Consider the following 13,582-nt stretch of genomic DNA (forward strand, 5'->3'; position numbering starts at 1 on the left):
AAACACCCGGCAGGGATGCCGCGCGCAGTCCGGCGCGGCATGCCCGGAATCAAAAAGGCCGCTGATGCAAATCAGCGGCCTTTTTTTTGTCTGGCGCAGGGGAAGTTACTTTGGAACCTGTGCCTGCGCGTGCCGGAAGACGGGTCCCCAGACCGGATGGCCGGCTTCGTTGGGCGCCAGTTCAAAGGCGGGGTCCAGGGCCAGAATGCGGGCGAAACTGTCTTCGCACAGCCGCGGATACTTGCTCACGCAGTAGCTGAACGCCTGCAGCTTGTAGGCCTCGATGCGTACGGCCTTGGTGGAAGTGGCCAGGGCGTCGGAGGTGGCGACGCCGCGGATGACTTCTCCGTAGCGGCCGGCGCTATATTTGTCGCGTACCTGCTGCAGCTGGTCCAGGGCTTCCGCGGTGGGAGGCGCTTCCGGCTTTTGGGATGAGACGCCGGCGCAGCCCGCCAGCAGGGCCGATAAGCCGAGCAGACTACTCAGAACGCGAATTTTCATGGCTTCCAAAGGTGTAGAGAGGTTTAGCGGTACGCTATCGTGCCACAGCCTGATGCGCTCGGACATTTTCGGCAATGTCCTTGCGGTGCGGATTGGATAATATTCGCCTTATTCCATAGTTAATTCAGCTGTCGCGCGACAGCGCAGTCCCGATCATGTCTTCTTCCGCCGGCCTCCTGACGCCGCGTGGCCCTTTTTCCGGCGCCGCGCCGCTTGCACTGCGTCCGCTGAGCGCCATCGCCGCCAGCACGGCGGGGGGCGTGCCGGAAACCCGCATCAAGCGGCTTTTGTCCGATCTGCTGCCGTCCTTGATGGCGCTGCATGCCCAAGGTGAAATCTGCGGCGATATTTCGCTGGACACGGTGGGCATGGACGAAAACGCCCGTGCCCATCTGGTGCCCGAACTGGTCGTGGCGCGTTCGCGCCGCGCTACCCGCACGCCGACCCCGGGGTTTGCGCCGTTCGAGCTCTACACGGATTCGATGGAATGGCCGCGCGGCCCTTGGAGCGATATCTACGCCTTGTGCGCGGTGATGCACGCCCTGATCATTGGCAGCAAGCCCGTCCCGGCGCCCGAACGCCGGGCTGAAGATACCTACGAACCGCTCGCGTCCCTGGGTTTGCCGAAATACAGCCCGCACTTCCTGTCAGTGATCGACGCCGGCCTGGCCATGGCGCCCGCCGACCGTCCGCAGACGCTGGCCGACCTGGCCGGCATGCTGGGCATCGCCGCGCAGGTCGAAACGGCGCCGGATCCGGTGATTCCGGCGCCGGCTTCGCGCGCGGCGCCGGCGGCTGCTGCCGCAGTGCATCAACCCGCCCGCGGGCGCCATCCGCTGCTGGTGCTGCTGCTCATCGTGGCGTTGATCGGCGCGGGCGTATATGCCTGGTTCGAGTCTGGCATGGGCGCGCCCAATGCGCTGATCACCCGGTCCGAAGTGGTCCAGCCGAACCCGCCGGCGGTGCATCCCCTGCCGCCGCCATCGGCGCCGGCGCCGGGCGCCACGTCTGCGGCGCCGCCATCGCTGCCCGAGGTTCGAACCCCGCAGGAATCCGCGCCTCAACCCCCAGTCGCGGGAAGCGCGCCAGCTCAGGGTGACACTCCGGCTCAGCCGGCGCTGCCTGCCGAGGCGTCTGGGACTGCGTCAACTCCACCCGCGGCCGCGCCGGCCGAGACTCCCGCCGTGGCCGAAGAGGCTCCCAAGCCCAAACCGGTTCCCGTGCAGGTGCGATTGGACATCCGCCCATGGGGCGAGGTCTGGATCAATGGCGTGGCGCGTGGCATCAGTCCGCCGGTCAAGGAACTGCGGCTGATTCCCGGCAAGTACCAGGTGGTGCTGCGCAACGCCGATCTGCCGCCCTACCGCATGACGCTGGAGGTCAAGGCGGGCAAGCCCGCCGTGATCTCGCACGTCTTCCAATAGGGAGCGCCGCGGCTACGCCGCGGGCATTTCCTCCGGCGCCATCGGCAGGCGCAGCGTGAAGACCGAACCCACGCCCAGCTCGCTGCTGACCTCGACCGATCCGCCGTGGCGTTCGGCCACCGTGCGCACGAATGCCAGGCCCAGGCCCGCGCCGCCGACATCGCCGCGGGTTTCCACACCCACACGCGAGAAGGGCTCGAACAAGCGGGCCAGGTCCTGCGCTGCGATACCCTGTCCCTGATCGCGGATGTTGACGCGCCAGAAGCCAGGTTCCTCGTCGATGCCGCATTCGATCCGCGTGTCCGCCGGGCTGTATTTGATGGCGTTGTCGATCAGATTGCACAGCGTGCGCATGAGCAGGGTCTGATCGCCGCGGACGTAGGCGCCGGGCAGCGGTAGCGCGAGGGTGAGTTCGATGCCGCGTTTCTGTGCCGAGGCCCAGAATTCGTCCACGGCGTCCTGCAGCAGGCTACCCAGATCCAGCTCCACCGCGCTGATCGTCATCGACTCGGCGCGCGTGAGGTGCACGAAATCGTCGACCAGGCGCAGCGTGCGGTTGGCCAGCGCGGCGATGCGGCCCAGGGTTTCACCCTGGCCTTCGGTCGAACCGCTTTCCTGTTTCATTTCGACCAGCGCGAGGATCGAGCTTTGGGGCGCGCGCATGTCGTGCGAGATGAAGCGCAGGGTTTCCTCGCGTTGGCGTTCCGCCTGGCGGATGCGCGAGATGTCCGTCAGCGTGGTGACGGTGCCGGCGAAGTTGCCTTCGGCGGTATGGATGGGTGCGCATTTCAGGATCAGGTCGCGCCCCGCGTGGTCGCGTATTTCCAGGTCGGCGCTCCAGGGCGATGACGCGGCGACCGGGCCTTGGCCGCTGAGCGCTTCGGCGACGCGTTGGCGGGTGGCGGGATCGGAGATGGTCTTCTCGAGCAGGTGCGCGGCCGGACGGCCGACGCGGGGAGGGCGCATGCCCAGCCGCTGGAAATACATGACAGCAGCCTGGTTGCGGAATTGCATGCGGCCGTCCTGATCGAAAACCAGCGTGGCGTCCGGCATGCCGTCCAGGCCGTCAGCGAGGAAGCGGCGCAGGTTGCGCACGCGGGCCAGCGCCCGGCGCAGCTCCCCGACGCGGCTCTCCAGCGACACGCTGGGTCCCGCGCCCTGGGCGCCGGCCTCGTTCAGCACCGGCGGGTACTCGCGCTGCAGGCGGCGCAGTTCGTTGTCCATGTAGCGCAGCGCGGCCTCCTGGCTGCGCCAGCTCCAGAGCGGATAGCACAGCGTCACGCCCAGCAGCGCCGCAGCGGGCGCGAACCACACATAGGCGTAGGCCAGCAGCAGCAGCGCGGTCAGCAGGATGAGGGCGAACAGCGCCAGGCTGACCAGCAGGGCCCGCTTGGGCGACAGCCGCCACAGGGCCAGGCAGGCCAGCAGCACGGGCAGCGCCGCAAACAGCGCGTTGCACCAGGCGGGCGGCAGCCTATAGGCGATGTCGTCGCGCGCGGCGTGCAGCAGGTTGGCGATGATCTCCACCCCCGACATGCCGCTGACGTCATGCGAAACCGGTGTCGGGTAGGCGTCGCCCAGGCCGGTGGCCCAGGCGCCGACCAGCACGTACTTGTCGCGCAGTTCCTCCGGCGACAGATCGCCGCGCAACACGGACAGGTAGGACACGGTCCGCGTATGCGCGGTGGGGCCGGCGTAGGGAATCAGGATGCTGCCGTCAGGCGCGGCACGTTGCAACAGCTTTTGCGCGGAATCCGGTTCGCCGCCGACGTCGAGCATCGCCAAGGCCAGATGGTTCCAGCGGCGGTCTCCAAGCCGCGCGGTCAGGGTGGCTTCGCGCACCACGCCATCGGGATCGATGCGCGCGTTGATGAAGCCTTTCGCGGCGGCGGCCTGCGACACGCCGGGGATGGGTTCGTTGACGGCGGCAGGGCGGTCGAGCCGGTCCAGCACGACCGGCAGGACGGTACGGCCGTGGCGCCGGATGCTGTCGGCCAGAATGCGGTCGTCGTTCGGATTGGCCATGTCCGGCTCGGCGAAGATCAGGTCCAGCGCGACGGCGCGAGCGCCCTGGAGCCGGTCCAGCAGCGCCGCGTGGACCGCGCGCCGCCAGGGCCAGTGGCCCAGCGCCTTGACGCTGTCATCGTCTATCGCGACGATCAGGATATCGGGATCGGCACCGCGTCCGGTCATCGACAAGGCGCGGTCATAAAGAATCTGGTCGAAACGGCCCAGGCCGTTGAAAGCGCCCAGGAGGGCGGCAAGCGCCGCCAAAGCCACAGTCAGCCACAGCCCTGAGCGCGAGGTCCGGTCCTGCGGATCGGCATCGGCCATGGGGCGGGCTCTAGTAATCGGTCAGCGTGATCAGGCCGCCCGTGCCGCTGGCCACGCCAGAGCCGTCGGAGGTCAGGAGCATGTTCGCGCCCTCGAAGGTGGCGATCGCGTCGCGCCCGTTCAGGCCCAGGTCATCCACTGCGCGCACCGACACGTAGTAGGTGCCGGGACCGGGCGCCGTAAAGCGGATGTCGTTGCTGGGGAAGCTCGTCGACGATACCGGCAACGCGCCTTCGGCATCGCGCGAAACGCGCACCAGATAGCTCTGTGCGCCGGACACGGGCGAGACGTCGGCGGTCCAGGCGCCGCCGCCCGCCCGCGTGGGCGTGCCCAGCTGCGGCGCATCCAGCAGCGCACGCATGCCCGAGACCACGCCGTCCGAGCCGACCGCCGCGCCGTAGCCCGTGGCCACCGCCACGGGCTTGGCCGGAGCCGATCCGGGGGCGTGGGGCTGCAGCCGCACGCTGCCTTCCAGCACTTCGCTGTGCACGCCTTGTGCGCCGCTTTGCACGCGGAAGCGCGTGCCGCGTACGCCGGTGACTGCGACCGGCGTGCGGATTTCGAAACGGCCCACGCCTTGTCCCGCAGGTGCCACGGACGATTCCACGCCGCCCTTTTGCACCTGGACGACGGAATCCGTCAGCGCGGTGCCTTCGAACTGGCGCAGGCGCGTCAGCTCGACCGAACCGCCAGCCGGCAGCGTCAGCTTGGAACCATCGGCCAGCTCCAGCGTCACGAAGCCGTTGGCGGCGGTGCCGACCGTACTGCCTTCGGCCACGGTGTCGCCAGCCCGCAGGGCCTTGCCGTCAACGTTCGCCTGGCCGCTGACGTGCACTACACGGGCATCGGCGGGCCGCACGGGAATCATGGACAGGGGAATGCGCAACTCCAGCCCGATGGGCAGGGCTTCGGGCGTGACGACCTTGTTCAGGGTCTGCAACTGGTTCCAGTTGGCCGGCTTGTGCGTATAGCGGGTCGCCAGGTCGATCAGCGTATCGCCTTGGCGGATGCGGTAGATGAAATCATCCCCCAGCGCGCCGGCGGGCTGGCTGTGCGCCGGCGCCATCAGCGTGAGGCAGGAAATCAGGCCAAGCAAAGAAAGCGCGCGGCAGCGGCTCATGACTCTCGTTTCTCCAGGGATGCGCGCAGGCGCTTACTGCGGATTGACTGCGATGTCTTCCGGCGAGCTGATCAGCTCGAGCCGGTAGCCCAGCGCATAGGAAGACGTGAGGCGCACGCCATTTTCCGGACGCAGCTGGAGCTTTTGCCGGATGTTCGACAAATGGGTGTCCAGGGTGCGCGAGGTGGCCGGAATTTCCCGGTTCCATACGCATTCGGCCAGCACGTCGCGGGACATGAGGCGGCCGACATTGCGGAAAAACAGCAGCGCCAGTTCGAATTCCTTGGGGGCGAGCGGCACAACCGCGGAATCCAGTGTGATGCTGCGGGCGGCGGGCTCGATGCGATAACGCGCCACGTCGAAGGCATCGTCCGCAGGTTCGGCGATCTGGCTGCGGCGCAGCAAGGCCGCCACCCGCGCCAGCAGCTCCAGGGGGCGCAACGGTTTGACGATGTAGTCGTCCGCGCCGGCGCGCAGGCCTTCCACCAGATCGTCCTCGCTGGACCGATTGGTCAGGAAGATGACTGGGATGCGCGGACCGATATTGGCACGCAGCCACCGCACCACATCATCACCGTCGATGTCGGGCAGATGCCAGTCCAGCAGCACCAGGTCGAAATGCTCAGTGCGCAGCGCGGCCAGCAGATCGCGGCTTTGCTGATAACTGGTGCAGTCGTATCCGGCAGTGGTCAGAACTTGCTGGATGCGGCGTGCTTGATCCAGGTCGTCTTCCAGCGACGCGATTTTCATCAGACGTGTTCTCGCGAAGGTTTGCTACGCAAGCGCGCGCTATGGCGCCCTACTGCAAGATGAGAAAGGAATATATAGGTGTAAACGAATGATAACTCGGGAGAGGCCCCGGCTGGCTACGTTATGGCAAGAACTGTCAAACATTGCAAAGTTGACGAATCTTGACTGGAGTTGTTGCGTAACAACGCGCCACACTGTCTCAATCGTTCTCCCCCTCCCTCAGTATGGCGAGGGCGGAGCCGGTCGAGGTTGTTGGTCGGATGGAACAGATATGAATCAATTGCGCATACTTATGATGTCACCGGACGAGGCCGCTCGCGGCATTGCCGTGTCCGCATTGTTGCAAGCTGGTATTTCTGCACGCGGTTGCTCGACGTCTCTCGAATTGTTTGGATTGCTCAACGGCGGCGGCTATGACGTCGTGGTCCTGGATGTCGGGACCTTGGGCGAAATCGGCTACGCCCTGGTGGCGCGTCTGCACGGCTCGTCGTCGATGGGCATCGTGGTCACGGGGCGCGGCATGTCGGTGGATAGCCGCCTGCGCTGCCTGCAAAGCGGCGCGGACGCCTGTCTGCCAGATCCGCAGGATCCGCGCGAACTGGCCTGCATCCTGTTGTCCCTGGCCCGTCGCCTGCCCGCGGGGCAGGAAGCGGCGTCCGTGGGCGAGGCCGCCCAGAACGGACAGTGGGAACTGCGCGACCAGGGCTGGACTCTGGCGGCGCCCTCGGGGGCGACCATCTCCCTGTCCGCCAATGAACGCCTGATCGTGCGCTCGTTGCTGGAAGTCGCGGGCAAGGCCGTGGGCCGCACCGAGCTGGGTGACGAGCTGCAGGTCGAGGGCGGCTCGGTGCGCGCCAGCGGTTCGCGCAGCATCGACGTGATCGTCAGCCGCTTGCGCCGCAAGGCCGAGCTGGCCGGAGTGATGTTGCCGATACGCACGGTCTACGGCAGCGGCTACCTGTTCGCCGACCAGTAGCGCGGGCGGGTACACTGGCCGCCGCGCCAGGCGCCGGCCGCCGCCGGAAAGTCTGCTATCGTTTTCCCGCAGTCGGCCGCGCTCAGTGGCCCCGGTTTTCGGTTCCGCTTTTTGGTGTATGTGGCCCTAATTTCCGCGAGCGCCGCCGAACTGGCGTTCTTCTGCCGGCAATATGCCACGTCGCCTGACTTACAATTTTCTTTGACAGCAAGCCTTTATCTCAGTTATGCTAAAGGGCTTACTGCTTTATTTCGCGCGCAAAAACTGGCCGCGGTAGGGCTCAGAAGTACGGTGTCTGGGAACGGGGTGCGTCACGAGCCTTTCGTCTTCCAAACCACACGGCTTCGCGGCATCGGGTCTTTCCGGCGTCGTCGCTCCACGGCATCCAGCTTTGTGCGTTTTGTCATAGTTTGTTGGCAAGCCCGCTCTTTTACGTATACGAACGTTTGAGGCGGTTTTGCGCGAACTGCCTTCTCCGAAAGTTCACTGCTTGAGGAGACGAGTACGTAAGTACTTACCCAGTGGTACGTAAAAGGGATTTCAAAGGTCATGCCTACCATTAGCCAACTCGTGCGCAAGCCGCGCGAAGTCAGCATCATCAAAAGCAAGAGCCCCGCGCTCGAAAACTGCCCGCAACGCCGCGGCGTGTGCACTCGCGTGTACACCACCACCCCCAAGAAGCCGAACTCCGCTCTGCGTAAGGTTGCCAAAGTGCGTCTGACCAACGGTTACGAAGTCATTTCGTACATCGGCGGTGAAGGCCACAACCTGCAAGAGCACTCGGTGGTTCTGGTGCGTGGCGGTCGTGTGAAGGACTTGCCCGGTGTGCGTTATCACATCGTGCGCGGTTCCCTCGACCTGCAAGGCGTCAAGGATCGTAAGCAAGCCCGCTCGAAGTACGGCGCCAAGCGCCCGAAGAAGGCTTAATAACGAGTCAGCAGTACCCCCGCGTGGCGGAAGTCCGTCACTAGGGAAGTGCGACCGCGCCATCCAGATGATGGGAATGTGCGCGGCACGTAAGGGGTCGTCTCCATGGACGGCCATGGCCGTGTAATGAAACACGGTTCAACTGAACAGACACAAGGAAGCAACAATGCCCCGTCGTCGCGAAGTACCCAAGCGCGAGATTCTGCCCGATCCCAAGTTCGGCAGCGTCGAACTCGCCAAGTTCATGAACGTCGTCATGCTGGACGGCAAGAAGGCCGTCGCCGAGCGCATCGTCTACGGTGCCCTCGAGCAAGTGCAAACCAAGACCGGCAAGGAGCCGATCGAAGTTTTCAGCCTGGCGATCAACAACATCAAGCCGATCGTCGAAGTGAAGAGCCGCCGCGTTGGCGGTGCCAACTACCAAGTGCCGGTTGAAGTGCGCCCCGTGCGCCGCCTGGCCCTGGCTATGCGTTGGCTCCGTGAAGCCGCCAAGAAGCGTGGCGAGAAGTCGATGGATCTGCGTCTTGCTGGCGAACTGATCGACGCCTCCGAAGGTCGTGGCGCCGCGATGAAGAAGCGCGAAGACACGCACAAGATGGCAGAGGCCAACAAGGCCTTCAGCCATTTCCGCTGGTAATTTAAGGACTAACCCACCATGGCCCGCAAAACCCCGATCGAGCGCTATCGCAACATTGGTATCTCTGCGCACATCGATGCAGGGAAAACCACCACGACCGAACGTATCCTGTTCTACACCGGCGTCAATCACAAGATTGGCGAAGTGCATGATGGCGCAGCCACCATGGACTGGATGGAACAAGAGCAAGAGCGTGGCATCACCATTACGTCGGCTGCTACGACGGCGTTTTGGCGTGGCATGGCCAAGAACTATCCCGAACACCGCATCAACATCATCGACACCCCGGGACACGTGGACTTCACCATTGAGGTGGAACGTTCCATGCGCGTCCTGGACGGTGCTTGCATGGTCTACTGCGCGGTGGGCGGTGTTCAGCCCCAGTCCGAAACCGTGTGGCGCCAAGCCAACAAGTACGGCGTGCCGCGTCTGGCCTTCGTCAACAAGATGGACCGCACCGGCGCCAACTTCTTCAAGGTCTATGACCAGCTGAAGAACCGCCTGCGCGCGAACCCCGTCCCCGTCGTGATCCCCATCGGCGCCGAAGACACGTTCAAGGGCGTGATCGACCTGGTCAAGATGAAGGCGATCATCTGGGACGAAGCCAGCCAAGGCATCAAGTTCGACTACGAAGACATTCCGGCCGAACTGCAAGGCGCGGCTGAAGAATGGCGCGAAAAGCTGGTCGAAGCTGCCGCCGAGTCGTCCGAGGAACTGATGAACAAGTACCTCGAGACCGGTTCGCTGGAAGAAGCCGAGATCAACCTGGCCATCCGTCAGCGCACCATCGCCGGCGAAATCCAGCCGATGCTGTGCGGCACCGCCTTCAAGAACAAGGGCGTGCAGCGCATGCTCGACGCCGTCATCGACTACCTGCCGTCGCCTGTGGATATTCCGCCGGTCGAAGGCACCGATGACAACGGCAACGAAGTCCTGCGTCAAGCCGACGACGGCGAGAAGTTCTCGTCGCTGGCGTTCAAGCTGATGACCGACCCGTTCGTCGGCCAATTGACCTTTGTCCGCGTGTACTCGGGCGTCCTGAAGTCGGGCGACACCGTGTTCAACCCGATCAAGGGCAAGAAGGAGCGTATCGGCCGCATTCTGCAGATGCACGCGAACAACCGCGAGGAAATCAAGGAAGTTCTGGCTGGCGACATCGCCGCCGTCGTGGGCCTGAAGGACGTGACCACCGGCGAAACGCTGTGCGATGTCGATTCGCACGTGACGCTGGAGCGCATGGAGTTCCCCGAGCCCGTGATTTCGCAGGCCGTGGAACCCAAGTCCAAGGCTGACCAGGAAAAGATGGGCCTGGCGCTGTCGCGCCTGGCGCAGGAAGATCCGTCGTTCCGCGTGCGCAGCGACGAAGAATCCGGCCAGACCATCATTTCCGGCATGGGCGAACTGCACCTGGAAATTCTGGTTGACCGCATGAAGCGCGAATTCGGCGTGGAAGCGAACGTCGGCAAGCCGCAAGTGGCTTACCGCGAAACCATCCGCAAGACCTGCGACGAAGTTGAAGGCAAGTTCGTCAAGCAGTCGGGCGGTCGCGGCCAGTACGGTCACGTGGTTCTGAAGGTCGAGCCGTTGGCTCCTGGCGGTGGCTACGAATTCGTGGACGCCATCAAGGGCGGCGTGGTTCCTCGCGAGTACATCCCCGCGGTGGACAAGGGCATCCAGGAAACGCTGCCTTCGGGCGTGTTGGCTGGCTACCCGATCGTCGACGTCAAGGTCACGCTGTTCTTCGGTTCGTACCACGACGTGGACTCGAACGAAAACGCGTTCAAGATGGCCGGCTCCATGGCATTCAAGGAAGGTCTGCGCAAGGCCAGCCCCGTGCTGCTGGAACCGATGATGGCCGTTGAAGTCGAAACGCCTGAAGACTACGCTGGCACCGTGATGGGCGATCTGTCCTCGCGTCGCGGCATGGTTCAGGGCATGGACGACATGGTTGGCGGCGGCAAGACCATCAAGGCCGAAGTTCCGCTGGCCGAGATGTTCGGTTACGCCACGAACCTGCGTTCGCTGACGCAAGGTCGTGCCACGTACACGATGGAATTCAAGCATTACTCCGAAGCTCCCAAGAACGTCGCTGACGAAGTCATCGCCGCTCGGGCCAAGTAAATAACCCTCGCCGCGTCCGCCCAAAAGGCGGCGCGGCAAATATCGAAATTTCCTTGAAAGTCAAAGGATAGAGATCATGGCAAAAGGCAAGTTTGAACGCACCAAGCCGCACGTGAACGTCGGCACCATCGGCCACGTTGACCACGGCAAGACCACCCTGACGGCGGCCATCACGACCGTTCTGTCGAACAAGTTCGGCGGCGAAGCCAAGGGCTACGACCAGATCGACGCGACTCCTGAAGAAAAGGCTCGCGGCATCACGATCAACACGGCTCACGTCGAGTACGAAACGGAAGCGCGTCACTACGCGCACGTTGACTGCCCGGGCCACGCTGACTATGTGAAGAACATGATCACGGGCGCCGCGCAAATGGACGGCGCGATCCTGGTCGTGTCGGCCGCTGACGGCCCGATGCCGCAAACCCGCGAACACATCCTGCTGTCGCGCCAGGTTGGCGTGCCGTACATCATCGTCTTCCTGAACAAGGCCGACATGGTTGACGACGCCGAGCTGCTCGAGCTGGTGGAAATGGAAGTTCGCGAACTGCTGTCGAAGTACGACTTCCCGGGCGACGACACCCCGATCGTGAAGGGTTCGGCCAAGCTGGCGCTGGAAGGCGACAAGGGCGAACTGGGCGAACAGGCCATCATGGCTCTGGCCGCTGCGCTGGACTCGTACATCCCGACGCCCGAGCGCGCCGTGGACGGCACGTTCCTGATGCCGGTTGAAGACGTGTTCTCGATCTCGGGTCGCGGCACCGTGGTGACCGGCCGTATCGAACGCGGCGTGATCAAGGTCGGCGAAGAACTCGAAATCGTCGGTATCGTTCCGACGGTCAAGACGACCTGCACGGGCGTGGAAATGTTCCGCAAGCTGCTGGACCAAGGTCAAGCCGGCGACAACGTGGGCATCCTGCTGCGCGGCACCAAGCGTGAAGACGTCCAGCGCGGCCAAGTTCTGGCCAAGCCGGGCTCGATCACCCCGCACACGGACTTCACGTCCGAGGTGTACATCCTGTCCAAGGAAGAAGGCGGCCGTCACACCCCGTTCTTCCAAGGCTATCGTCCCCAGTTCTACTTCCGCACGACGGACGTGACGGGCACGATCGAACTGCCGGCCGACAAGGAAATGGTTCTGCCGGGCGACAACGTGGCCATGACGGTCAAGCTGTTGGCTCCGATCGCCATGGAAGAAGGTCTGCGTTTCGCCATCCGTGAAGGCGGTCGTACCGTCGGCGCCGGCGTCGTCGCCAAGATCCTGAAGTAATTCGGATCACTTAAGCAGCACACAACCAGCGAGGGCGGCCTCGTCGCCTTCGCCTCTCGTTCTTTAGGAAACGCCATGAAAAACCAGAAGATCCGTATCCGCTTGAAAGCCTTCGATTACAAGCTGATCGATCAATCGGCCGCTGAAATCGTCGATACCGCCAAGCGTACCGGCGCTGTTGTCCGCGGTCCGGTGCCGCTGCCCACGCGTATCCGTCGCTACGACGTTCTGCGTTCGCCGCACGTCAACAAGACCTCGCGCGACCAGTTCGAAATCCGTACGCACCAGCGTCTGATGGACATCGTTGATCCCACCGACAAGACCGTTGACGCCCTGATGCGTCTGGACCTGCCGGCCGGCGTCGACGTCGAAATCGCGCTGCAGTAAAGCGCTTCGGGCCTGCTACCTTCGCCGGCAGGCACGAAAGAAAGATGGCCGCATTCCTTGGGAGTGCGGCCATTTTGTTTTGGTCGCGCTTCTGGCGCGACACCTGCCCCCTGAGCGGGCAGGGTAGTCAAACCCTTTTCCAGATTTAGTTAGCAGGCGCTCACTACCGCATTCAGCCCCGGCCAGTGCCGCCAATATCACCAAGCTACACAAGCTGTGGTGGATTTACCCTCTACGGTGGCGCCGAAGCGCGCTAAGTGCTTGTGTCCACTGGAAAAAACGTGCTAATATGCGAAGCTTGCCATTTTGTGGCAAGAGCAACTATGGGAAAAAGAAAGGCGGCCCCCGCCGGAATTCGTACCAGGTTGAACATAGTCGTAGGGCAAAGGCCGTTACCTTTTGCCTGATTAGCCCCGACCAATCGCAGTCGGGAATGGAGAAAACGATGTCGAATTCGACACCCACGCCCGCCGCTCACCGGCTGGGGCTGGTGGGTCGCAAGGTCGGCATGACCCGCATTTTTACCGAGGAAGGTGAATCCATCCCGGTGACCGTGCTGGACGTGTCGAACAACCGCGTGACCCAAGTTAAGTCGCTGGAAACCGACGGCTACGCCGCGATCCAGGTGGCTTATGGCACTCGTCGTGCCTCGCGTGTGGCTCAGCCGCAAACGGGCCACTACGCCAAAGCCGGCGCTGAAGCCGGTAGCATCCTCAAAGAATTCCGCCTTGATCCCGCTCGCGCCGCTGAATTTGCGGCCGGTTCCGTGATCGCCGTGGAATCGGTGTTCGAAGCCGGCCAACAGGTCGACGTCACGGGCACCACCATTGGTAAAGGCTTCGCCGGTACCATCAAGCGTCACAACTTCGGTTCGCAACGCGCGTCGCACGGTAACTCCCGTTCGCACCGCGTCCCGGGCTCGATTGGTCAAGCTCAAGATCCGGGCCGTATTTTCCCGGGTAAGCGCATGGCCGGTCACCTGGGTGATGTCACCCGCACCGTTCAAAACCTCGACGTCGTTCGCGTTGACGTTGAGCGCGGCCTGCTGCTGGTCAAGGGCGCTGTCCCCGGCCACGCTGGCGCCGACATCGTCGTGCGCCCGGCCATCAAGGCCCCGGCCAAGAAGGGAGCGTAAGTA

12 protein-coding genes are annotated in these 13,582 nt (G+C 63.8%); 8 read left to right on the plus strand and 4 right to left on the minus strand.

The window, feature by feature from the left end; genetic code table 11:
- Positions 1-105 precede the first annotated feature (105 nt).
- Positions 106-501 carry a TssQ family T6SS-associated lipoprotein gene (locus ACZ5YA_RS22725; protein ID WP_059380282.1) on the minus strand — a complete coding sequence of 132 codons (396 nt, stop codon included), beginning with the start codon at positions 499-501 and terminating at the stop codon, positions 106-108.
- Between the two features lie 155 nt (positions 502-656).
- Between ACZ5YA_RS22725 and ACZ5YA_RS22730 the strand changes: the two genes are divergently transcribed.
- Positions 657-1,925: a serine/threonine-protein kinase gene (locus tag ACZ5YA_RS22730; RefSeq protein WP_464091266.1), complete on the plus strand. Its 1,269-nt coding sequence runs from the start codon at positions 657-659 to the stop codon at positions 1,923-1,925.
- A 12-nt stretch (positions 1,926-1,937) separates the two neighbouring features.
- Here the strand turns inward: ACZ5YA_RS22730 and ACZ5YA_RS22735 are convergent, their stop codons facing one another.
- Genes ACZ5YA_RS22735 through ACZ5YA_RS22745 form a run of 3 tightly spaced genes read right to left on the minus strand, consistent with a single transcriptional unit; the run spans position 1,938 to position 6,129 of the window.
- Positions 1,938-4,259 carry a CHASE2 domain-containing protein gene (locus ACZ5YA_RS22735; protein ID WP_464091267.1) on the minus strand — a complete coding sequence of 774 codons (2,322 nt, stop codon included), beginning with the start codon at positions 4,257-4,259 and terminating at the stop codon, positions 1,938-1,940.
- Positions 4,260-4,269: 10 nt separating this feature from the next.
- A complete protein-coding gene (locus ACZ5YA_RS22740; RefSeq protein WP_059380279.1) occupies positions 4,270-5,379 on the minus strand; it encodes a FecR family protein in 1,110 nt (369 codons plus the stop codon).
- Between the two features lie 33 nt (positions 5,380-5,412).
- Positions 5,413-6,129, minus strand: coding sequence for a response regulator transcription factor (locus tag ACZ5YA_RS22745; RefSeq protein WP_118934697.1), 717 nt, complete (start codon positions 6,127-6,129; stop codon positions 5,413-5,415).
- Positions 6,130-6,514: 385 nt separating this feature from the next.
- On the opposite strand from ACZ5YA_RS22745, the gene ACZ5YA_RS22750 reads away from it, so the two are divergent.
- The 7 genes from ACZ5YA_RS22750 to rplC all read left to right on the plus strand — a co-directional run bounded on the left by ACZ5YA_RS22750 (position 6,515) and on the right by rplC (position 13,579).
- Complete coding sequence (locus ACZ5YA_RS22750) at positions 6,515-7,105, plus strand: response regulator transcription factor (RefSeq protein WP_373429032.1); 591 nt, start codon at positions 6,515-6,517, stop codon at positions 7,103-7,105.
- A gap of 549 nt (positions 7,106-7,654) precedes the next feature.
- Complete coding sequence (gene rpsL / locus ACZ5YA_RS22755; RefSeq protein ID WP_005017264.1) at positions 7,655-8,032, plus strand: 30S ribosomal protein S12; 378 nt, start codon at positions 7,655-7,657, stop codon at positions 8,030-8,032.
- Between the two features lie 166 nt (positions 8,033-8,198).
- Positions 8,199-8,669 carry a 30S ribosomal protein S7 gene (gene rpsG, locus ACZ5YA_RS22760; protein WP_006216561.1) on the plus strand — a complete coding sequence of 157 codons (471 nt, stop codon included), beginning with the start codon at positions 8,199-8,201 and terminating at the stop codon, positions 8,667-8,669.
- An 18-nt stretch (positions 8,670-8,687) separates the two neighbouring features.
- Positions 8,688-10,790, plus strand: coding sequence for an elongation factor G (gene fusA, locus ACZ5YA_RS22765; RefSeq protein WP_054459383.1), 2,103 nt, complete (start codon positions 8,688-8,690; stop codon positions 10,788-10,790).
- Between the two features lie 76 nt (positions 10,791-10,866).
- Positions 10,867-12,057, plus strand: a complete 1,191-nt coding sequence (gene tuf, locus ACZ5YA_RS22770) for an elongation factor Tu (RefSeq protein WP_119449751.1) — start codon at positions 10,867-10,869, stop codon at positions 12,055-12,057.
- A gap of 75 nt (positions 12,058-12,132) precedes the next feature.
- Positions 12,133-12,444, plus strand: coding sequence for a 30S ribosomal protein S10 (rpsJ, locus tag ACZ5YA_RS22775; protein WP_003806903.1), 312 nt, complete (start codon positions 12,133-12,135; stop codon positions 12,442-12,444).
- 445 nt (positions 12,445-12,889) lie between these two features.
- A complete protein-coding gene (gene rplC, locus ACZ5YA_RS22780; RefSeq protein WP_008168945.1) occupies positions 12,890-13,579 on the plus strand; it encodes a 50S ribosomal protein L3 in 690 nt (229 codons plus the stop codon).
- Positions 13,580-13,582 lie beyond the last annotated feature (3 nt).

It is taken from the genome of Achromobacter sp. JCM 18799, from assembly GCF_055395645.1.

What these genes read in the sequence shown, in the direction of transcription:
- ACZ5YA_RS22725 (WP_059380282.1), bottom strand. Translation starts at nt 501, where the DNA reads ATGAAAATTCGCGTTCTGAGTAGTCTGCTCGGCTTATCGGCCCTGCTG.
- ACZ5YA_RS22730 (WP_464091266.1), top strand. Translation starts at nt 657, where the DNA reads ATGTCTTCTTCCGCCGGCCTCCTGACGCCGCGTGGCCCTTTTTCCGGC.
- ACZ5YA_RS22735 (WP_464091267.1), bottom strand. Translation starts at nt 4,259, where the DNA reads ATGGCCGATGCCGATCCGCAGGACCGGACCTCGCGCTCAGGGCTGTGG.
- ACZ5YA_RS22740 (WP_059380279.1), bottom strand. Translation starts at nt 5,379, where the DNA reads ATGAGCCGCTGCCGCGCGCTTTCTTTGCTTGGCCTGATTTCCTGCCTC.
- ACZ5YA_RS22745 (WP_118934697.1), bottom strand. Translation starts at nt 6,129, where the DNA reads ATGAAAATCGCGTCGCTGGAAGACGACCTGGATCAAGCACGCCGCATC.
- rpsL (WP_005017264.1), top strand. Translation starts at nt 7,655, where the DNA reads ATGCCTACCATTAGCCAACTCGTGCGCAAGCCGCGCGAAGTCAGCATC.
- rpsG (WP_006216561.1), top strand. Translation starts at nt 8,199, where the DNA reads ATGCCCCGTCGTCGCGAAGTACCCAAGCGCGAGATTCTGCCCGATCCC.
- fusA (WP_054459383.1), top strand. Translation starts at nt 8,688, where the DNA reads ATGGCCCGCAAAACCCCGATCGAGCGCTATCGCAACATTGGTATCTCT.
- tuf (WP_119449751.1), top strand. Translation starts at nt 10,867, where the DNA reads ATGGCAAAAGGCAAGTTTGAACGCACCAAGCCGCACGTGAACGTCGGC.
- rpsJ (WP_003806903.1), top strand. Translation starts at nt 12,133, where the DNA reads ATGAAAAACCAGAAGATCCGTATCCGCTTGAAAGCCTTCGATTACAAG.
- rplC (WP_008168945.1), top strand. Translation starts at nt 12,890, where the DNA reads ATGTCGAATTCGACACCCACGCCCGCCGCTCACCGGCTGGGGCTGGTG.